Origin of the sequence: Kitasatospora sp. NPDC097691 (genome assembly GCF_040302665.1) — a bacterium.
GTDB lineage: Bacteria > Actinomycetota > Actinomycetes > Streptomycetales > Streptomycetaceae > Kitasatospora.
The window spans coordinates 38,191-56,980 of the sequence record NZ_JBEORY010000003.1; the positions used below are offsets into that span (position 1 = coordinate 38,191).

Below are 18,790 nucleotides of genomic sequence, written 5' to 3' on the forward strand. Positions count from 1 at the left end.
CCGCCTACTCTGACCTTCGCCGTTCGGATCCGTCCAGCCTTTTCCGGGAGTGCCGGTGGCCGTCCAGCGGGTACGGCGGGAACGCCGGGACGATCTCCGTGAACGGGTAGCCGCTCTTCTCCGCGACCCGGCAGGAGGCGTGGTTGTCGCCCTCGTGCAGCAGGTCGATCCGGCGCAGGCCCTCCTCGGCGAAGGCGGCGAAGGCCCAGGCGGTGAGGGCCTCCACCGCGCGCGGGGCCACCCCCCGGCCGCGCGCCGGGCCCGCCGTCCAGTACCCCACCTCGGCCGTCTCCCCGCCCGGGGTGCCGCGCTTGAGCACCACGTTGCCGACCAGCTCGCCGGCGTCCAGGACGGCGAAGGAGTAGCGGGTGCCGGCCGCCCGGCCCTCGTGCTGCAGCCCTATCCAGTGCGCGGCCTGCTCGGCGTCGTCCACCGGGGTGCGGGTGAAGCGGCGCAGCGTCTCGTCCCGGTAGGCCTCGATCAGGGCCGGCGCGTCGGCGCCCTCGAAGGGGCGCAGCAGCAGGCCGTCGGCCGTCGGGTGTGCGGCGACGGTCACTTCTCCAGCCCCTCCCAGTTCCAGCGCGGGGTCGGGCCGGGATCGCCGAGGTCGGTCCCGGCCGGGGAGGCGGAGACGTCCTCGGCGATCTTCGTGCCCCAGTCGAAGTACTCCAGCACCCGGCGGCGCAGCAGCTCGTCCGCCGGCAGCTCCCGGTCGACGGCCTCGGCCATCAGCTCCATCCAGCGCAGCCGCTGCTCCTCGGTGATCTCCAGGCCCAGGTGGGCGCGCAACAGGGCCTGGTGGCCGCCGAGTTCGTCGGTGAAGGCGGTCGGGCCGCCGAAGATCTCGGCCAGCCAGACCGCGACGTGCTCGATGTGGGTGGGGGTGAAGTCGGCGAAGACGGGCGCGAGCAGCGGGTCGGCGAGGACGCCCCGGTAGAAGGTGTGGCTGAGGCGGCGCAGCGCGTCGATGCCGCCGACGGCCTGGTAGAGGGTGTCGGGCCGGTGGTCGCTCATGGGTGTGCTCCCCGTGGGTGGATGACCGTGCGTTGCGACCTTCCTAGCAGGCCGGCGCTCCGGTGCCGGGGCTGCGGGGCCGCTGTTCGCGTCGGGCTCAGCAAGCGGAGGGCGGTGCTCCTCTCCCCCGCCGCTTGACCCTGACGCCTGCGGCAGGGTCGCAGGCTTGCCGCATGGACACTGTGAACGCAGCAGGGGGCCGGGTCGTGGTGGTGACCGGGGCCGGGACCGGTATCGGGCGGGAGACCGCGCAGGCCTTCGCGGCCGAGGGGGCGCGGGTGCTCGCGGTCGGACGGCGGCCGGGGCCGCTGGCGGAGACGGCGGCCGCGCACCCGTCGCTGATCGAGCCGCTGGCCGCCGACCTCACCGGCCCGGACGCGCCGGAGACCGTCGTCGGGGCCGCACTGGAGCGGTTCGGCCGACTGGACGTCCTGGTCAACAACGCCGGGATCGTCCGGAGCGGCCAAGGCCTCGGCGGCTACGACCGGACGGGGATCGAGGAACTGCTGGCCACCAACCTGGTCGCCCCGGTGCTGCTCGGGCAGGCCGCACTGCCGGCCCTGGCCGACAGCCGGGGCGTGATCGTCAACGTCAGCACCGCCGTCGGACAGCGCGGTTGGCCCGCCAACGCGGTGTACGCGGCGAGCAAGGCCGCGCTGGAGACCGTCACCCGCAGCTGGGCGGTGGAGCTGGCGCCGCGCGGGATCCGGGTGGCTGCCGTCGCGCCCGGGGCGATCGACACTCCGATCGCCGACCACTCCGGGTACGGCCCCGAGCGGCGGGCGGCCATCCGGAAGTGGCAGATCGAGCACACCCCGCTGGGCCGGATCGGCCGGCCCGCGGAAGTGGCCTGGGCGATCGTGCAACTCGCCTCACCGCAGGCCTCGTTCGTGACCGGCGTAGTGTTGTCCGTCGACGGGGGCGCCCTGGTGGGCTGACCCGCGGGCGAGACGGAGAGGGCCGTACGGGTGCGGATCGGCGAGCTGGCGCGGACGACCGGGGCGACGGTCCGGGCGCTGCGGCACTACGAGCAGGCAGGACTGATCGACTCCGAGCGCGAGCCGAACGGCTACCGCGACTACGGGGATTCCGCGGTCGTCCGGGTGTGCAACATCCGTGCGCTGGTGGGCGCCGGACTCACCCTGGAGGACCTCCGGCCGCTGCTGGGCTGCCTGGACGGGGACGTGCTGGCGAACCGGCCGTCCGAGCGGGTGCTGGCGATCGCCCGGGAACGGCTGGCGGTGCTGGAGCGCCGGATCGCCGCCCAGACCGAGGCGCGCGACCGGCTGGCGGCGGCCCTCGCCGCGGCGGATCCGGCCGCGGTTCCGGTGGCGGTTCCGGCCGCGGTTCCGGCCGCACGAGCGACAACGCTTCCGGCGGCGGTTCCGGCGGCGGACGGGGCGGACGGGGGTCCTGCGGAAGGGTGACACCCCCGTTCGGGGGTGTGCACGGCGCGCACGGGAGAGGACAGTGGGCGCATGCAGATTCCACTCTCCGTGATGGACTTCCTCGACCGGGCCGAGCTGGTCTACGGCGACCGGGTCGGCATCGTCGACGAACCGGTGCAGCCGGCCGAATCCTGGGGCGAGTTGAGCTACCGCCGGATCGCCGAACTCGCCCGCGCCCAGGCGGCCGGGCTGGACCGGCTCGGCGTCGGGCCGGGCGAGCGGGTCGCGATCGTCTCGCACAACTCGGCGCGACTGCTCACCTCCTTCTTCGGCGTGAGCGGGTTCGGCCGGGTGCTGGTGCCGGTGAACTTCCGGCTGAAGGCCGAGGAGGTGTCGTACATCGTCGAGCAGAGCGGCGCCTCCGTCCTGCTGGTCGACCCCGAACTCGCCGACGCGCTGGGCGGGGTGGTGGCCAAGCACAAGTTCGTGCTCGGCGCGGACAGCGACGCCCTGCTGTACGACTTCGACAACTCCCCCCGGCGCTACGCGATGTCCGAGAACGACACCGCCACCATCAACTACACCAGCGGAACCACTGCCCGCCCCAAGGGCGTTCAGCTCACCCACCGCAACGTCTGGCTGAACGCGACCCTGATGGGCCTGCACTACGGCGCCAACGACCGGGACGTCTACCTGCACACCCTGCCGATGTTCCACGCCAACGGCTGGGGCCTGCCGTTCTCCCTCACCGGGCTCGGCGCCCGGCACATCGTGCTGCGCAAGGTGGACGGCGCGGAGATCCTGCACCGGGTCGAGCGGCACGGGGTGACCTTCCTGTCCGGTGCGCCCGCCGTGGTCCAGATGGTGCTGGACGCGGCCGCCGACTGGGACGGCCCGGTGCCCGGCCGGGACCGGGTGCGGATGATCGTGGCCGGCGCCCCGCCGCCGACCTCGGTGGTGCAGCAGGTCGAGGAGGAGCTGGGCTGGGAGTTCATGCAGCTCTACGGCCTGACCGAGACCGCGCCGATCGTCACGGTGAACCGCTCGCGGGCCGAGTGGGACGCGCTGCCGGCCGCCGAACGGGCCGAGAAGCTGGTGCAGGCCGGTGCACCCGCGCTCGGCACCCGGCTGCGGGTCGACGACCAGGGCGAGGTGCTGGTGCGCTCCAACACCGTGCTGGACGGCTACTGGCAGCAGCCGGAGGCGACCGCCGAGGCGCTGCGGGACGAGTGGTTCCACACCGGCGACGGCGGCACCCTCGTGGACGGCCAACTGACCATCTCGGACCGGAAGAAGGACGTCATCATCAGCGGCGGGGAGAACGTCTCCTCGATCGAGGTGGAGGACTGCCTGTACGACCACCCGGCGGTCGCCGAGGCGGCGGTGATCGGGGTGCCGGACGAGAAGTGGGGCGAGACGGTGAAGGCGCTCGTCGTCCTCCGCGAGGGCCACGGGCCGGTCACCGAAGCCGAGTTGATCGCGCACTGCAAGCAGCGGCTGGCCGGCTACAAGTCGCCCACCACGGTGGAGGTCCGGGACTCACTGCCGCGCACCGCCACCGGGAAGCTGCAGAAGTTCCGGCTGCGCGAGCCGTACTGGACCGGGCGGGAGCGCCGGGTCAACTGACCGGGGCAGTTCGGCCCGGCTCAGTCGACGAGGCCCGACTCCCGTGCGGCCAGGGCGAGTTCGGTCCGATTGCGGACGCCGAGCTTGTGCATCGCGGACTTGAGGTAGCCGGTCACGGTGTTGCAGGTCAGGCCCAGTCGGGCGGCGATCTCCGGGTTGGTCCGGCCGGTCGCCGCCCAGCGCAGCACCTCGTGCTCGCGCGGGGTCAACGGCCGTACGGGGGAGGCCGGTCGGCCCTGTCGGCCCTGTTCCGATCGGGGTGCCGTGCGGCTCCAGGCGGCGGCCCCGGCGAGCGCCCGGGCGGCGGCCCGGGCCAGCGTGCCGACGGCGGAGATCCGGACGTCCCCGATCGGCACGACGGCACGCACCGAGGCGTACACCACGCCGTGCACGGTGCCGCCGTCCATCAGCGGGACGGTCAGCATCGCGTACAGGTCCTCGGCGGCCACGGCCGCGTCGTAGTGGTGCGAGATGGTCGTCGCCGCTCGGTAGTCGGGCACCCAGGTGGGTGCGCGCTCGGCGAGCGCGCGTCCGCCGAGGCCGAGCCCGGCCGGGACGGCCACGTTGTGCAGCAGGTCCGCCCGGGTGCCGGCCCAGTGGCGCAGCACCATGCCCTCGTCGCCCTTCCGCCGTCCGGGCAGCGGCTCCGGCACCCCGACCAGCCCGACGTCCACGCCGCACTCCGCCACCACCCGCCGGGCGAGGTCGCCGAGGACGGCGTCCCGCACCAGCTCGGCGGCCCGGACGGCGACTTCGGCCTCGCCGGATCGCGCGGCGGCGCCAGGTCGCACGGCGGCGCCGGAACGCGCGGCAGTGCCGGGTCGCACGGCCTCACCGGATCGCGCGGCGGCGTCACCGGCTCGCGCAGCTTGGGGGGTGTCCGCGCTTTTCATCGCGCGATTCTCACACGCGCCACGGCCGGTGGCGAGAGTCCTGACGTGCGTGTTCCGTGGAGTGGCGGGCGCCGGTGACGGGGCGGGCGTAGGGTGCGGCCGTGACTACCGGCGGGTAGTGACTGCCTTGATCGGAGGGGACCCCGATGACCGACCCGAACACCCCGACTCCGCCCCCGACCGGCGTCCTGGGCGGGCTGCTGGAGGACCTGCGGGCCGAGAGCGCGGTGCTGGACGGGCTGGTGACCGGCCTGCCGGCGGAGGGATGGGCCCGGTCGACACCCGCCGAGGGCTGGACGATCGCGCACCAGATCGCCCACCTGGCCTGGACCGACGACTGGACGGCACTGGCCGCGCGCGACGCGGAGGGCTTCGGCGCCGCACTCGACGCCCGCTTCGGCAAGCTGTCGCCGGCCGGCGCCGACCCGGTCGAGGAGGGTGCGCGGGACGGCGCGGCCGCCGAGCCGACGGTGCTGCTCGCCCGCTGGCGGGCCGGGCGGGAGGAAGTGCTGGCGGCGCTGTCCGCGGCACCGGCCGACGTACGGCTGCCCTGGTTCGGCCCGCCGATGAAGCCCGCCTCGATGGCCACCGCCCGGCTGATGGAGACCTGGGCGCACGGCCAGGACGTCGCGGACGCGCTCGGCGTCACCCGCGAGCCCACGGCCCGGCTGCGGCACATCGCCCATCTGGGGCTGCGCACCCTGGGCTTCGCCTTCGGCGCGCACGGCCTGCCCGCGCCGGAGCGCCCGGTGCGACTCGAACTGACCGCCCCCGACGGCGGGACGTGGGCCATCGGCCCGGCCGACGCGCAGGACGTGGTGACCGGCCCGGCCCTGGACTTCTGCCTCCTGGTGACCCAGCGCCGCCACCGGGACGACCTCGCCCTCTCCGCCACCGGCCCGGTCGCCACCGCCTGGCTCCCGATCGCCCAGGCCTTCGCCGGGGCGCCGGGCAAGGGGCGGCAGCCCGGGGCGTAGGGGTGGGCGGTCCGGGCCGTCCGGGCCGCGGGGCGCGGGGCACGGGCGGCGGCCTCCGGGACGTGCCGGCCCCTCGGGTTCAATGGCGGGCATGAGCGACCTGATCGGCCGACTGCCCGCCATCCCCGACCTGCGCGACCGCTGCCGCGCCCTCGCCATGCTGGACGCGATCCTCAGCCCGGACGACTGGGGCAGCCGGCGCTACCGCTACGATTCCCGCTGGTCCGCGGAGAACGCGCTCGGTTCGATGCGCGACGGCTGGGGCAACGACTGGTTCGTGCTCTTCTCCCCCGTCGGCGTCTACGGACGGAACTTCGACCAGGGGGTGCCGACGACCCTGAAGCCGCTCGCCGCCGTCCCCGAGGAGTTCCGCGGCTTCGTCGAGGAACTGGGCAGCGGGGGCGAGGAGGAACCGATCGCCACCGCCTTCTTCTGGCGGACGCACCAGGCCGCGGCCTGGCAGGGGGACGCCGTCGACGAGTGCGAGGCCGGCCCGTTCGGACTGCTGCTGGACTGCTCGGCCGGGGCCTACCGGGACTGGGCCGAGGAGCACTTCGAACCCGAGCAGCCGCTGGACCTCGCCGCGGTCGAACACGTCCTGGCGCTGCACCCGCTCACCCCGGCCGTGGTCGCGGCGCTCAACCCGGACACCGACCCGGAGGAACTCGCGGAGGACCTCGCGGAGATCGGCTTTCCGGTGACATGACGCATCGCCATGAACTGACGCATCGTCATATTTCTTGATGTCGGCGGCAGTACCGACAGAACCACTCATTCTGGCGATAGGCCCGCGCCTTCGGCGGATGGTGGAATGCCCGCATGATTCGCACTCACACCATCCGCGCCGCCCTCTGCGCCACCACCACCCTGCTCGCCCTCGGTGGCCCGGCCGCCACCCCCGCCCAGGCCACCCCTGCCCGGACCGCCCCCGCGCATACCGCCACCATCGTGGCTCCCACCCCCGTGGCCGGAGCACCGGTGCGGGCCGACACTCCGGCCGCCAACCGGGTGGTCGCCTTCCTGGAGGCGTACCGCGCCGCCGTGCTCGGGCAGAGCGACCGCACCCCACGGCAGGTCCGCGACCACTACCTCGCCCCGCACCTGAACCACCGACTGGACGCCTGGGCCCAGCAGCACGCCGCCGACCCGGCGTTCCGGACGCAGAACGCCCCGGCGGACTGGTCGGCCCGGGAGGTCAAGGAGGAGAAGGGCTTCGCCTCCGTCCGGCTGACCGAGTCCTGGGACGACGGGAGCAGCCAGGACGTCTGGTACACCGTCCGCCGCACCGACCTGCGGATCTTCGACCTGGGTGACGAGCCCGCCTTCTAACGCTCCGGTTCCGGCCTCCGGCCGGCTCACCCCGCTCAGAGTCCGATCCTGAGCGGGGTGAGCCGGGTGGCGATCAGGTTGGTGGCGCCCCGGTCGCGCTCGATGTGGCCGTGGACCAGCAGCCCGGCCCGGTCCAGGGCGGTGCGGCGCTGGGACACCCAGACCGGGCGGTTGCAGATCACGTTGATCAGACCGGTCTCGTCCTCCAGGCTGAGGAAGAGCACCCCACCGGCCGTCGGCGGCCGCTGCCGGTGGGTGACCAGGCCGCCGACCACCACCGCGGTCCCCGGCGGCACGTCCGGGAGCTGGGCGGCGCGGAGCGCTCCACCGCGGTCCAGGCGGTCCCGCAGGTGCTGGAGCGGATGGCTGGTGGCGGAGGTCCCGGTGGCCCACAGGTCCGCGATGGTCTCCTCGACCGGGCTCATCCCGGGCAGCTCCGGCGCCTCGGCGCCGGGCGTGGTGCCGGGGATCAGCTCGGCCGAGATCCCGACGAACGCCCCTGCGCCCCACAGCGCCTGACGACGTGTCAGTCCGAAGCAGTCGAAGGCGCCCGCCGTCGCCAGCGCCTCCAGGACGGGCGCGGGCAGGCCGGTGCGGCGGGCGAAGTCCTCCAGATCCGCGTACGGCTGTCCGGCCACGATCGCCTCGGCCTGCGGAGTGCCGATGCCGCGGACGGTCTCCAGACCGAGCCGGATGGCGGGCTGCGGACGCCCGGCGGTCAGCGGCGGCTTCGGGGTCGGTCCCCGGTACGGCTCCAGGGTGGGCCGCGCCCCGCTGGCGTTGACGTCCACCCCGCGTACCCGCACGCCGTGCCGCCGGACGTCCGCGACCAGGCTGAGCGGCGAGTAGAAGCCCATCGGCTGGTTGGCCAGCAGGGCACAGGTGAAGGCCGCCGGGAAGTGGTACTTGAGCCAGGCGCTGGCGTACACCAGGTAGGCGAAGCTGATCGCGTGGCTCTCCGGGAAGCCGTAGTTGGAGAAGGCCTCGATCTTGCCGTAGACGTCCTCGGCGACCTCCGGCGGGATGCCGCGCTCGGCCATCCCGCCCAGCAGCCGCTCGCGCAGCCGGGCGACCCGCTCGTGCGAGCGCTTGGCGCCCATCGCCTGCCGCAGCCGGTCCGCCTCGGCCGGGCTGAACCCGGCGCAGTCGATGGCGAGTTGCATCATCTGCTCCTGGAACAGCGGCACCCCGAGGGTCTTGCCGAGCGCGTTCTCCATCAGCGGGTGCGGGCAGCCGGCCGGTTCGGCCCCGGCGCGACGGCGCAGGTACGGGTGGACGGAGCCGCCCTGGATCGGACCGGGGCGGATCAGCGCGACCTCGACCACCAGGTCGTAGAAGTGGTCCGGCTTGAGCCGGGGCAGGGTCGCCATCTGCGCCCGGGACTCGACCTGGAACACGCCCACGGTGTCGGCCCGGCGCAGCATCGCGTACACGCCCTTGTCGTCGTCCGGGATGGTGGCCAGGTCGTAGCGCAGGCCGTGGTGTTCCGCGACCAGGTCACAGGCGTCGTGCAGGGCGGCGAGCATGCCGAGGCCGAGCAGGTCGATCTTCACCAGCCCGGCGCCGGCGGTGGACTCCTTGTCCCACTGCAGGACGGAGCGCCCGGGCATCCGGGCCCACTCGGTCGGGCAGATCTCGCCGATCGGCTCCCGGGTGAGCACCATGCCGCCCGAGTGGATGCCCAGGTGTCTCGGCAGGCCGTGGAGTTGGGCGGCGAGCCCGAGCACGTCGGCGGGGATGACGGCGTCCGCGCCGGGGGCGGAGCGGAAGTCGGTCTGCCGGCTGAACGCGTCCACCTGCCCCTGCGGGTAACCGAGCACCCGGGCGGCGTCGCGGATCGCCAGCCGGGGCCGGTAGGTGATCACATTGGCGACCTGCGCGGCGTGCTCGCGCCCGTAGCGGCCGTAGACGTACTGGATGACCTCCTCGCGGCGGCGGTTCTCGATGTCCAGGTCGATGTCGGGCGGCCCGTCCCGGGCGGTGGAGAGGAAGCGCTCGAACAGCAGCCGGTAGTGGATCGGGTCGACGGCGGTGATCCCGAGGGCGTAGCAGACCGCGGAGTTGGCGGCCGAGCCGCGGCCCTGGCACCAGATCTCCCGGCTCCGGCAGAAGTCCACGATGTCGTGGACGATCAGGAAGTAGCCGGCCAGGTCGAGGTCCTCGATCACGTCCAGCTCCTTGGCCAGCTGGCGGCGGGCGGCGGCGTTGCCCGGGCCGAAGCGGGCCGGGCCGCCGGCCGCGACCAGGGCGCGCAGGTGGCTGATCTCGGTCTCGCCCTCGGGAACGGGGAAGCCCGGCAGCTCCGGGTCCAGTCCGGCGAAGTCGAAGGCGCAGGCCCGGCCGAGCTCGACGGTGGCCCGCTGCACGCCCGGGAAGCGGGCCAGCCGACCGGCCATCTCGCGGCCCGAGCGCAGGTGCGCGGTGCCGGCCGCCCTGGTCCAGCCGACCGCGTCCTGCAGGGTGCGGCGCTCGTGCAGCGCGGCGAGGCTCTGCGCGAGGCGGCCCTGGGCGGGGCCGGCGTGGTGGGCGTTGGTGGAGGCGACGACGGGCAGTCCCGCCTCGGCGGCGAGGGCGGCGAGGGCGTCGTTGCGCCGGTCGTCGCCGGGCAGCCACTGGTCGATCAGCTCGACGTACACGTTCTCGCGGCCGAACGCCTCGGTGAGGGTGCGCAGCCGGTCCCCGGCCCCGCCCCGATCGGGCCCGTGCCGCCCGGCGAGGGCGGCGGGGACCCGGCCGAGGCGGCAACCGGTGAGCACCGCCCAGTGGCCGCCGTGCGCCCCGGCCAGCGCCGCGAGGTCGTACACCGGGCGGCCCTTCGCGCCACCGGCCAGCTGGGCGGCGGCGATCGCGGCGGACAGCCGGCGGTAGCCGGCCGGGTCGCGGGCCAGGACCAGCAGGTGCTCGGTCTCCTCCGGAGAACGGCGGTCCGGGGAACGGCGGTCCGCCGCGTGGCGGAGGGTCAGCTCCGCGCCGAACACGGTGGCCACGCCGGTGCCCCGGGCCGCCTCGGCGAGCCGGACGGCGCCGTACAGGCCGTCGTGATCGGTGATCGCGAGGGTCTCCACGCCCAGCCTGGCCGCCTCGGCGACCAGGTCCTCCGGGTCGCTGGCGCCGTCCAGGAAGCTGAAGGCGGAGTGGACGTGCAGCTCGGCCCAGGGTTCGGCGGAGTCCTCCGGGGCGGCGGGAGGCTCCTGGGGAGCGGCCGGGGGCTCCTGCGGGGCGGGGCGGCGCAGCGGGACGACCGTGCGGTCCGGCGCCACGCCGGTCAGCCGGCGGTGCAGCTCGCTCCAGGGGAGGGTCGGGTGGCTGGTGAAGCCCATCGGGGGTTGCCTTCGTCGTTCTCGTGCCTGCACTCCCCCCCGGGTCCTTGCGGGTCCGGGCCCCTTGCAGGCCTGAACCCCTTTGCGGGCCTGAGCCCCTTTGCGGGCCTGAGCCCCTTTGCGGGTCCGGGCCCCTTGCGGGTCCGGGCCCCTTGCGGGTCCCTCCGGTTCCGGACCGCTAGTCGTAGCCGGCCTCCAGGTACCACGCACCCCCCTCCACGGTGAGCAGCAGCGCCCGGCCGTCGCCCACCACGACCTGGAACCTCGCCCGGCGGCGGGCGAGCGACTGGTCCCACCAGTACTCGACCGCCGGCCAGGGCCCGGTCCAGCCGTCCACCGGCTCCTCCCGCCCCCGGACCACGACCAGGGCCGGCCGGGCCGACACCCCCGCCCGGCCGTCCACCGTGACCGACCGCCCGGCCTCGTCCAGCACCCGCACCGGCGTGGGCTCCCGCAGCACCACGGCCGGCCACACCTCCGGCAGCCGCCCCGGCCAGGGCGCGTCGGCCGGCACCGCCGCCTCGTACGGCTCGCCCCACGGCACCTTGACCGCCTGCTCCCCCGGGCCGCGCCCGCCGGCCGGCTCGATCCGGCGCAGCCCGGCGTGCCCGAGCACCGCCTGCACCCGGGCGACCGCCCGCTCCACCCGGTCGTCCGCGACGGCCTGGCCCCACAGCGCCAGCTGACGGCCCTGGTCCGGGGAGAGGCCGTCGGGGGCCAGGCGGAGCAGGGTGAAGCCCTCCTGTCCGTCGGTGAAGGTGCCCATGCCCTGCCAGGCCTGGAGCTGCCAGCGGACCCGCTCGGCCAGCGCCGTCGCCGACAGCCGGCCCTCGTGCCGCCACAGCCGGGAAGCCGACCGGCCGTCCGCGCAGGCCACCTCGACGGCCACCCGGCGGCAGGTCAGCCCGGCCCCGGCCAGCCGCCGGTGCAACGCCTCGGCCAGCGTGCGGGCGACGAACACCAGCGGCTCGGCCAGCGGCTCCGGCGGGTCGAAGCGCTGCTCGACGGCGAGGTCCGGCTCCTGGTCGCGCGGCACCAGCGGGCGCGGCTGCAACCCGCGGGCCAGCCGGTGCGCAACCGTCCCGGACGGGCCGAAGCGGTCCGCGACCGCCTCCGGCGGCAGTGCGGCGAAGGCTCCGACGGTGGGCAGGCCGAGCCGACCGAGCAGCTCGGCCAGCGCCTCGTCACCCAGCGCGCTCACGGGGTACGGGGCGAGGAACTCCGCCGTCCGTCCGGCCGGCACCAGCACCCCGGCGCGGGCGGCCAGCACGGCGGCGAACAGGCCGTCGGCGACGCCGACCTGGGCGTGAGGGGGCTCGGGGGGCTCGGGGGCCTGGGGGGCCTGGGGGGTCGTGGGCGTCTCGGGAGTCGCGGGCGTCTCGGGGAACTCGGGGGTCACCGCGCCCGGGACGGCGTCCGGGACGGGCGGCCGGCCGAGGGCGTCCGCCACCGCCGTACGGACCTTGGCGGCCAGCGCCTCCTCGCCGCCGAAGTAGCGGCCCGGGCCCTTCACCGGGATCGCGCACAGGCCGGGGCGGATCACCTCCACCCGGGGCGTGAACGCCTCCACCGCCGCGACCACCGGCTCGAAGCGGCGGGTCTCCGCCTCCGGGTCGCGGTCGCGCAGCTCCAGCTCCGGGCAGAGCCGCTGGGCCAGCTTGAGCCGCTGCCCCTGCCGCACCCCGGCCGCCCGGGCACCCGCCGAGCAGGCGAGGATCCGCCCGCCCTCGGTCACCGCCACCGGGTCGTCGCCGGTGACGGCCACCACCGGCCAGTCCGGGCACCAGACCACCAGCACCCGGGGGGTACGGTCCTCGACGATCCCGGACGGCCCGTTCCCGGACGGCCCGTTCCCCGACGGCCCGTTCCCGGACGGCCCGTTCCTGGACGGCTCGTTGGGCATCTCAGACCACCGCCGCGACGCGTGGTGCCGCCGGTTCCGCCACGGGCTGCGGCTGCAGGTGCTCCCGGACCGGGCGTTCGTGGAACGGGACTCCCTGCAGCGGGCGGTCCTGCAGCGGGTGCTCCCGGAGCGGGCGGTCCTGCAGCGGGCGGTCCTGCAGCGGACGCACCTCGCCGTGCTCGTCCGGCAGCCAGAGCCGGGCGGTCCGGCCGCGCACCGCCGAGCCGCGACCCTCGGCCGCCACCTCGACCTGCCGGCCGGCGAGCTGCCCGTAGCCGTCGCCCAGTCCGAACCAGCGCCCGGACCGCACTCCCAGCCGCAGCACCGCGCCCGGCCAGGGCCCGGCGACCAGCAGCACGCAGCCGCTGCGCCGCAGCACCGCCGCCAGCCGGGCGGCCAGCTTCGGCGGCACCGGGCCGTCCGGGCGCAGCATGACCAGTTCGACCGCGCCGGCCAGCACCGACACCACTTCGGCCCAGTGCGGCCCCGGGTCGTCCGCGACCAGCAGTCGGCGCAGGTCCAGCCCGTACCCCTCGGCGGCGGCGAGCCCGAGGTCCGGCAGCCCGACCGCGGCCGCCCAGCCGCCCTCGGTCTCCCGCACTCCGGCGGCGAGCGCCAGCAGCAGCCCGGTGTCCCCGCCCGCCACCGACACCGCGGTGCCGCGTCGCAGCCCGCCGTCCGGCAGCACCTCCCGCAGCGCGGGCGGCACCGGCAGCAGGCCCCGGGCCTCCGTCCGTCCGTCGCCCGGCTCCCCCGGCACGGCAGCCGGGAGCGCCACCGGCCGGAGCGCGGGGCGGGCGGGCTGCTCGGCGGTGGATTCGAAAGCAGGTTCGAAAACGGGCACAGCTCCAGGATCGAACATTCGTTCGCAAAGATTCAAGTCCGACCCGGTAGCCCCACCCGTCACTCTCCGTGCCGGCTCGCGGCGGGTGCGGCCGATGGGCGAGCCGTCGGCGGGGGCAACGGGCGGGCGGTGGGCGGACGGTGGGCGGGCAGCAGCACTCGACCGACCGGGTGGCGCCGCTCGGCCGACCGGACTACCGACAAGCATTCTTTCCTTGACAAATTTTTTTGTCGGATGGACTCTGGAGGAGTGCTGGACGTCGCTGTGATCGAAGAACCCGCCGCGGCCGAGGCGTCCCTGGACCCGATCCGGGCCCGGATCCTCGCCGCCCTGGCCGAGCCCGGCTCGGCCGCCATGCTGGCCGGCCGCCTGGGCCTGCCCCGGCAGAAGGTCAACTACCACCTGAAAGAACTGGAGCGGCACGGGCTCGTCGAACTCGCCGAGGAGCGGCGCAAGGGCAACGTCACCGAACGGGTCTACCGCGCCACCGCGGCGTCCTACGTGATCTCCCCCAGCGTCCTGGCCGCCGTCAGCCCGGACCCCGACCGCTCCCCCGACCAGCTCTCCGCCCGCTGGCTGCTGGCCCTCGGCTCCCGGCTGGTCCAGGAGGTCGGGACCCTGCTGACCGGCGCCGCCCGCGCCCGGCGGCGGGTCGCCACCTTCGGCATCGACGCCCAGGTGCGGTTCGCCTCCGCGGCCGACCGGACGGCCTTCGCCGAGGAACTGTCCCAGGCCGTGGCCGCCCTCGTCAGCCGCTACCACGACGAGTCCGCCCCCGGGGGCCGCAGCCACCGGGTGGTCGTCGGACTCCACCAGATCCCCTCAGCGGCACGGCCCGGGGCCTCAGCAGAAACGGCCGGAGCCGGGGCGCCCCCCGCCGGGGCCGCGACGGAGACGGCCGGGACCGACGCGGAACAGCCCGAGATCGAACCGAACCAGGAGAACCCGCGATGACCCACCCGTTCGAGATCGAGCTGGAGACCTCCCTGCCCGCGAGCCCCGAGCAGGTCTGGGAGGCGATCGCCACCGGACCGGGGATCGACTCCTGGTTCATGGGCCGCAACGAGCTGGACCCGCGCGAGGGCGGCACCGCCGTCATGGAGACCGGGGGCCACCGCGCGGAGGCGGTGATCACCGCCTACGAACCCGGCAAGCGCCTGGCCACCCGCACGGCCACCGCCGAGGACGGCCGCTTCATGGCCTTCGAGTACCTGATCGAAGGCCGGGACGGCGCCGCCACCGTGCTCCGCGTCGTCCACAGCGGTCTGCTCGGCGACGACTGGCAGGACGAGTACGACGCGCTGCGCCGCGGCTGGCCCTTCCACCTCCACACGCTCCGCGAGTACCTCGCCCACTTCCCCGGGCGCACCGCCACCCCCGCCTTCGCCGCGGCGCCGTCCGCCGGGCGGCCGGAGCCGGAGGTCCGGGCGGCCCTCGCCGACGCACTGTCACTGCCCCTGCCGGTCAAGGTCGGTGCACGGGCCCACGGCGGACCGGCCGGCCTGCCGCCGCTGGACGGCGAGGTGGTCTGGGCGGACGACGAGCGCCTGGAGGTCCGCACCGCCGACGGGCTCTACACCTTCCACCACGGCTCGGGTCTGGTGCTGATGTTCCACCACCTCTTCGGCCCGGCGCCGGAGGAGGCCGAAGCCTCCTGGCAGCAGTGGCTGACCGGTCTCCTCGCCTGACCGCCTGGCCGCTTGGCCACCTGACCGCCTGACCGCCTGACCGCCTGACCGCCCCCAGCCCACACGCGTACGAGGAACAGAGGAACCACCGATGCGCACCCTGATCAGCACGGCCTTCATCTCGCTCGACGGCGTCGTCGACTCCCCCGGCGGCGAGCCCGGCTACCGGAACGCCGGATGGACCTTCAAGGACATCGAGTTCGTCCCCGAGGCGTTCGAGATCAAGGGGCGGGAGCAGGAGGAGGCCACCGCGATGCTGCTGGGCCGGGTCAGCTACCAGGCGTTCAGCCCGGTGTGGCCGGACATGGCGGACTTCGCCCGCTACAAGACCCTGCCCAAGTACGTCGTCTCCACCACCCTCACCGACGACGACCTGGTGCCGAACTGGGGCGAGACCACCATCCTGCGCTCGCTCGACGAGGTCGCCGCCCTGAAGGAGACCGAGGGCGGCCCGATCATCGTCCACGGCAGCGCCGCCCTGAACCGGGCCCTCTCGGACGCCGGCCTGATCGACCGCTACCACCTGCTCGTCTTCCCCGTCCTGCTCGGCGCGGGCAAGCGCCTGTTCAGCACCACGGACAAGGACGCCCAGAAGCTGAAGCTGGTCGAGCACGCGGCCTACGACAACGGCCTGCAGAAGCAGGTCTTCGACGTGGTCCGCTGACGCCCCAGGGGATCGACGATCGGGTCCCCGTTGGGATTGACGGTTCGTCAATTCTCCTGCACCGCAAGCCGCGTGGACGTCCACCGGGTTCGGCCGCCGCACCGGGAACCGGGCCTTCCGGCGTTCGTCGGGCGGCCGAACCCGGTGGGCGGCCGAACCCGGTGGACAGGCGTCCGGTGGTCAGCAGACTGGTCCCATGACTGTGACGGACGACAAGACCGACCTCCGGATCTACCTCCAGGACGCCCGCGACGCGCTGCTCTGGAAGCTCGACGGCCTCTCCGAGTACGACCTGCGCCGCCCGCTCACCCCCACCGGGACGAATCTGCTCGGCCTGGTCAAGCACCTCACCGGGGCCGAGGCGATGTACTTCGGCGACACATTCGGGCGCCCCTTCCCCGAGCCGACCCCGCTGTGGTTCATCGGCGACACCGAGCCGAACGGCGACCTGTGGGCGCGGGCGGACGAGAGCACCGAGGAGATCGTCGGACGCTACCGCCGGGTCTGGGCGCACTCGGACGCCACCATCGAGGCCCTGCCGCTGGACGCGACCGGCCGGCTGCCGTTCGGCGACCGGCCCGAGCAGACCCTGCACCGGGTCCTCGTTCACATGATCGCCGAGAGCCACCGGCACGTCGGCCACGCCGACCTGGTCCGCGAACTCGTGGACGGCGCCGTCGGTCAGCGCCCGGACGGCATCAACACCGCCGAGGGCGACGCCGACTGGTGGCGGGCCCACCACGACCGCGTGGAGCAGGCCGCCCGGAAGGCCGGCGGCCTCGCCTGACCCACGGGGTCACCTGACCCGGCCCAGGCCTCAACCCCTGGCCCCGGAGCCGGGGCCGGGGGGCGGTCAGCGGGTGGCCCGCAGCCCTCGTGCTCCAGGACGTCCCGGTCACCGTAGAGTGCGCGCATGACCGAGGCGGAACAGGGCGTGCGGACGGCCGTCCGGTGCCGGGACTGCGGGGGCACCGCCGTCCGCAGCGTCGGGCAGTTCCTGATGCACGGGCGGGACCTGTGGTGGGACGCCGAGCGCTCCTGCCCGCACTGCGGCGCCTACCTGTGCGAGCACTCGGGGCCGGAGGAACTGCCGGGCGACGTCCGCGAGGCGCTGCTGACCGCCCACGGACCGGCCCGGCTCCGGCTCACCGGACCGCTCGCCGACCCGGTCGCGGCGCTGCGGGCGCTCCGCGAGGGCTCGGCGGCGTCACTGCCGCAGGCGCGTGAACTCCTCGACCGGCTGAGGCACTTCGGGCTCGCCGGGACAGCCGTCGAGATGGCGTACTGGCGGGCCCGGCTGGCCGAGCGGGGCATCGCGGCGGAGGTCGAGGACGGCTTCGGCCGGGCGTACCGGTACGTGGGGCCGCCGGAGCTGCGGGAGGCCGGTGGGCCCGGCGGTCAACCGGTCCGGACGGCCGACGAGTTCACCGCCTGGATCGGTACGCGGACCGCGCAGGATTCGGCGGAGCCGTTCACCTTCGTGGTCGACCTGGGCGGCGCACTGCGGCTCGCCCCGCGCCGCAGCGAGCACGTGGCCTGCGCGGGTGGGGAGTTGGTGCTGAGCGCCGGGGAGATCGGGTTCCGGCGCTCGGGCGGAGGCGGAGGCTGGGAGGTCGGGACGGTCAGCAACCAGTCCACCGGCTACTGCCCCGACACCACCTCCTGGCCCGCCGTGACCGCCGCCCTCACCCGCATCGGCCTGCCGCACCCGGGTGCCTTCACGTACGGGGCGGTCTTCCGCCGCTGCCCCGGGTGCACCATGGTCAACCTCGTCCGGGAGGAGCACTACGCCTGTGCCTTCTGCGACGCGGACCTGCCCGAGCAGTGGAACGTGGACCCGGCGGCAGGGGCGTAGCCGGCCGGCCCCGGGTGGGGCCGGAGCGGGGCCGCGGCGGGGCCGGAGCGGCGCGGCCGAAACCCGCGGCGACAAACCCGCGCGGCGATGTCGGGCCGGGCCGCTAGGGTCTGGGGGTCAGGGCCGGGGAGGGGTGGGGTACGTGGGGTGTGAGCAGGTGCCGGGTTCGCCGGGCGGAGTGGTGCACGCGCAGAGCCGGGAGTTCCTGGCGCGGGAGGGGCTGCCGACCGCGGGGGCGTTCCTGGAGTTCGGGGCGGTGCGGCCGTTCCCGGCGGACGCGGAGCGGCTGTTCGTCCTGGGGGAGACGGACTACTGCACGCCCTTCGCCGCCGTCGGCAACCTCGTCCTGCTGGACGGGGCGACCGGTGAGGTGTTCCTGGACAACGGCGGCCCGCGACGGGACCTGCTGGCCTCCGACCTGGCGGCGCTGGCCGGCCTGGTGCGGGAGGTGGAGACGGTCGCCGAGGCGGCCCGGCGGCCGGAGGCACTGGACGGGCGGCGCGGCCCGGCGGTGGTGGCCGAGGTCATGGCGCGGGCCGAGCGGCGGATGCGGGAGGTCGATCCGGGCCTGTTCGCGAACGGCTCCACGCCGCCCGCGCACTGGGGCACCGCGCTGCTGGTGCACGCGCTGGGCTGGGGTGCGCTGCCGGGCGGTCCGGGCGGGCCCGCGTACGAGGTCGGCCCGGAACTGGTGGCGGAGCTCGCGGCGCTGACAGACGAGGACGACGGCCCCGGCCGGGTTCACCGCTTCCGGCCCGAGTACCTGCCCGCCGCCCTGGTGCACGAGCCGACCCGGCGGCTGCTGACCGATGTCGGGCTGCCGCTGGGCGGGGCGATGTTCGGGGTGTGCGACGAGCCGCTGGTCACCATGGGCGAGGCGTACCCGGAGTACTTCGACGGCGAGGAGGACCGCCCGTACCAGCGGGACTTCATCGCCCTCGGGGACTGGCCGACGGACCTCACGATCGCGCTGGACGGCGCCACCGGCCGGCTGGAGCTGCCCGACTGGTACGACGACGGCCAGCCCGAGGCCTACCTGAACCGCGACCTGTCCGCCCTGCTCTACGCCCTCTGGACGTACGAGCGGCTGCGCGCCGAGTGGGAGCGCTGGGACTACGGCCGGGGCCACGACACCTGGGCGGTGTTCGACCCGCAGTCGCTGCTGAGCACGGTGGTGGACCGGCTGGTGGAGGCCGTCGACCCGGAGGCCTTCGCCTCGCCCGGCTGCTCCTGGCGGCTGCTCGCCGAGGACGGGCACATGGGCGGCATGCTGGGGTGACACCGCTTCC

Annotated in this window: 18 protein-coding genes; 12 read left to right on the top strand and 6 right to left on the bottom strand. The window is 75.0% G+C overall.

Annotated elements, in window-relative coordinates:
* Positions 1-4: 4 nt before the first annotated feature.
* Both ABTY56_RS02915 and ABTY56_RS02920 read right to left on the bottom strand, forming a co-directional pair.
* Positions 5-556 (bottom strand): GNAT family N-acetyltransferase, encoded by a 552-nt coding sequence (locus ABTY56_RS02915; RefSeq protein ID WP_350625863.1) that lies wholly within the window; start codon positions 554-556, stop codon positions 5-7.
* Positions 553-1,014: a group II truncated hemoglobin gene (locus ABTY56_RS02920; RefSeq protein ID WP_350625865.1), complete on the bottom strand. Its 462-nt coding sequence runs from the start codon at positions 1,012-1,014 to the stop codon at positions 553-555. The genes ABTY56_RS02915 and ABTY56_RS02920 overlap by 4 nt, the downstream gene beginning before the upstream one ends.
* A 173-nt stretch (positions 1,015-1,187) precedes the next feature.
* Between ABTY56_RS02920 and ABTY56_RS02925 the strand changes: the two genes are divergently transcribed.
* The 3 genes from ABTY56_RS02925 to ABTY56_RS02935 are packed head-to-tail and all read left to right on the top strand — an operon-like array spanning position 1,188 to position 4,028.
* Positions 1,188-1,952 (top strand): SDR family NAD(P)-dependent oxidoreductase, encoded by a 765-nt coding sequence (locus tag ABTY56_RS02925; RefSeq protein ID WP_350625866.1) that lies wholly within the window; start codon positions 1,188-1,190, stop codon positions 1,950-1,952.
* A gap of 30 nt (positions 1,953-1,982) precedes the next feature.
* The gene (locus ABTY56_RS02930) at positions 1,983-2,441 is read left to right on the top strand and encodes a MerR family transcriptional regulator (protein ID WP_350625868.1); all 459 of its coding nucleotides are present in this window, start codon (positions 1,983-1,985) and stop codon (positions 2,439-2,441) included.
* Positions 2,442-2,492: 51 nt separating this feature from the next.
* Positions 2,493-4,028 (top strand): AMP-binding protein, encoded by a 1,536-nt coding sequence (locus ABTY56_RS02935; RefSeq protein WP_350625870.1) that lies wholly within the window; start codon positions 2,493-2,495, stop codon positions 4,026-4,028.
* Between the two features lie 20 nt (positions 4,029-4,048).
* Here ABTY56_RS02935 and ABTY56_RS02940 read toward each other — a convergent pair whose 3' ends face one another.
* Positions 4,049-4,855, bottom strand: coding sequence for a helix-turn-helix transcriptional regulator (locus ABTY56_RS02940; RefSeq protein WP_350625872.1), 807 nt, complete (start codon positions 4,853-4,855; stop codon positions 4,049-4,051).
* Between the two features lie 212 nt (positions 4,856-5,067).
* On the opposite strand from ABTY56_RS02940, the gene ABTY56_RS02945 reads away from it, so the two are divergent.
* From ABTY56_RS02945 to ABTY56_RS02955, 3 genes are all read left to right on the top strand, one after another.
* Positions 5,068-5,898, top strand: a complete 831-nt coding sequence (locus ABTY56_RS02945; RefSeq protein ID WP_350625874.1) for a TIGR03084 family metal-binding protein — start codon at positions 5,068-5,070, stop codon at positions 5,896-5,898.
* Between the two features lie 91 nt (positions 5,899-5,989).
* Complete coding sequence (locus tag ABTY56_RS02950; protein WP_350625876.1) at positions 5,990-6,604, top strand: hypothetical protein; 615 nt, start codon at positions 5,990-5,992, stop codon at positions 6,602-6,604.
* A 113-nt stretch (positions 6,605-6,717) separates the two neighbouring features.
* Positions 6,718-7,227 (top strand): hypothetical protein, encoded by a 510-nt coding sequence (locus ABTY56_RS02955; protein ID WP_350625878.1) that lies wholly within the window; start codon positions 6,718-6,720, stop codon positions 7,225-7,227.
* A gap of 35 nt (positions 7,228-7,262) precedes the next feature.
* On the opposite strand, the gene ABTY56_RS02960 is transcribed toward ABTY56_RS02955, so the two are convergent.
* The 3 genes from ABTY56_RS02960 to imuA' form a co-directional block, all read right to left on the bottom strand.
* A complete protein-coding gene (locus tag ABTY56_RS02960; RefSeq protein WP_350625879.1) occupies positions 7,263-10,547 on the bottom strand; it encodes an error-prone DNA polymerase in 3,285 nt (1,094 codons plus the stop codon).
* A 178-nt stretch (positions 10,548-10,725) separates the two neighbouring features.
* Positions 10,726-12,450 (bottom strand): DNA polymerase Y family protein, encoded by a 1,725-nt coding sequence (locus ABTY56_RS02965; protein WP_350625881.1) that lies wholly within the window; start codon positions 12,448-12,450, stop codon positions 10,726-10,728.
* 1 nt (position 12,451) lies between these two features.
* Complete coding sequence (imuA', locus tag ABTY56_RS02970; protein ID WP_350625883.1) at positions 12,452-13,294, bottom strand: DnaE2-dependent mutagenesis accessory factor ImuA'; 843 nt, start codon at positions 13,292-13,294, stop codon at positions 12,452-12,454.
* Between the two features lie 249 nt (positions 13,295-13,543).
* Between imuA' and ABTY56_RS02975 the strand changes: the two genes are divergently transcribed.
* The 6 genes from ABTY56_RS02975 to ABTY56_RS03000 all read left to right on the top strand — a co-directional run bounded on the left by ABTY56_RS02975 (position 13,544) and on the right by ABTY56_RS03000 (position 18,780).
* The gene (locus ABTY56_RS02975) at positions 13,544-14,248 is read left to right on the top strand and encodes an ArsR/SmtB family transcription factor (protein WP_350626258.1); all 705 of its coding nucleotides are present in this window, start codon (positions 13,544-13,546) and stop codon (positions 14,246-14,248) included.
* Positions 14,245-14,982, top strand: coding sequence for an SRPBCC family protein (locus tag ABTY56_RS02980; RefSeq protein ID WP_350625885.1), 738 nt, complete (start codon positions 14,245-14,247; stop codon positions 14,980-14,982). The genes ABTY56_RS02975 and ABTY56_RS02980 overlap by 4 nt, the downstream gene beginning before the upstream one ends.
* A 91-nt stretch (positions 14,983-15,073) precedes the next feature.
* On the top strand, positions 15,074-15,646 hold the full coding sequence (locus ABTY56_RS02985; RefSeq protein WP_350625887.1) for a dihydrofolate reductase family protein: 573 nt from the start codon (positions 15,074-15,076) through the stop codon (positions 15,644-15,646).
* A gap of 196 nt (positions 15,647-15,842) precedes the next feature.
* Positions 15,843-16,433, top strand: coding sequence for a DinB family protein (locus ABTY56_RS02990; RefSeq protein WP_350625889.1), 591 nt, complete (start codon positions 15,843-15,845; stop codon positions 16,431-16,433).
* A 126-nt stretch (positions 16,434-16,559) separates the two neighbouring features.
* On the top strand, positions 16,560-17,501 hold the full coding sequence (locus ABTY56_RS02995; RefSeq protein ID WP_350625891.1) for a hypothetical protein: 942 nt from the start codon (positions 16,560-16,562) through the stop codon (positions 17,499-17,501).
* A 157-nt stretch (positions 17,502-17,658) separates the two neighbouring features.
* Positions 17,659-18,780, top strand: a complete 1,122-nt coding sequence (locus ABTY56_RS03000) for an SUKH-4 family immunity protein (protein ID WP_350625893.1) — start codon at positions 17,659-17,661, stop codon at positions 18,778-18,780.
* Positions 18,781-18,790 lie beyond the last annotated feature (10 nt).

Bases quoted from the DNA above. Each gene is read 5' to 3' on its own strand.
- ABTY56_RS02955 (WP_350625878.1), top strand. From the start codon at position 6,718: ATGATTCGCACTCACACCATCCGCGCCGCCCTCTGCGCCACCACCACC.
- ABTY56_RS02995 (WP_350625891.1), top strand. From the start codon at position 16,560: ATGACCGAGGCGGAACAGGGCGTGCGGACGGCCGTCCGGTGCCGGGAC.
- ABTY56_RS02980 (WP_350625885.1), top strand. From the start codon at position 14,245: ATGACCCACCCGTTCGAGATCGAGCTGGAGACCTCCCTGCCCGCGAGC.
- ABTY56_RS02990 (WP_350625889.1), top strand. From the start codon at position 15,843: ATGACTGTGACGGACGACAAGACCGACCTCCGGATCTACCTCCAGGAC.
- ABTY56_RS02925 (WP_350625866.1), top strand. From the start codon at position 1,188: ATGGACACTGTGAACGCAGCAGGGGGCCGGGTCGTGGTGGTGACCGGG.
- ABTY56_RS02960 (WP_350625879.1), bottom strand. From the start codon at position 10,547: ATGGGCTTCACCAGCCACCCGACCCTCCCCTGGAGCGAGCTGCACCGC.
- ABTY56_RS02920 (WP_350625865.1), bottom strand. From the start codon at position 1,014: ATGAGCGACCACCGGCCCGACACCCTCTACCAGGCCGTCGGCGGCATC.
- ABTY56_RS02965 (WP_350625881.1), bottom strand. From the start codon at position 12,450: ATGCCCAACGAGCCGTCCAGGAACGGGCCGTCCGGGAACGGGCCGTCG.
- ABTY56_RS02945 (WP_350625874.1), top strand. From the start codon at position 5,068: ATGACCGACCCGAACACCCCGACTCCGCCCCCGACCGGCGTCCTGGGC.
- ABTY56_RS02935 (WP_350625870.1), top strand. From the start codon at position 2,493: ATGCAGATTCCACTCTCCGTGATGGACTTCCTCGACCGGGCCGAGCTG.
- ABTY56_RS02985 (WP_350625887.1), top strand. From the start codon at position 15,074: ATGCGCACCCTGATCAGCACGGCCTTCATCTCGCTCGACGGCGTCGTC.
- ABTY56_RS02950 (WP_350625876.1), top strand. From the start codon at position 5,990: ATGAGCGACCTGATCGGCCGACTGCCCGCCATCCCCGACCTGCGCGAC.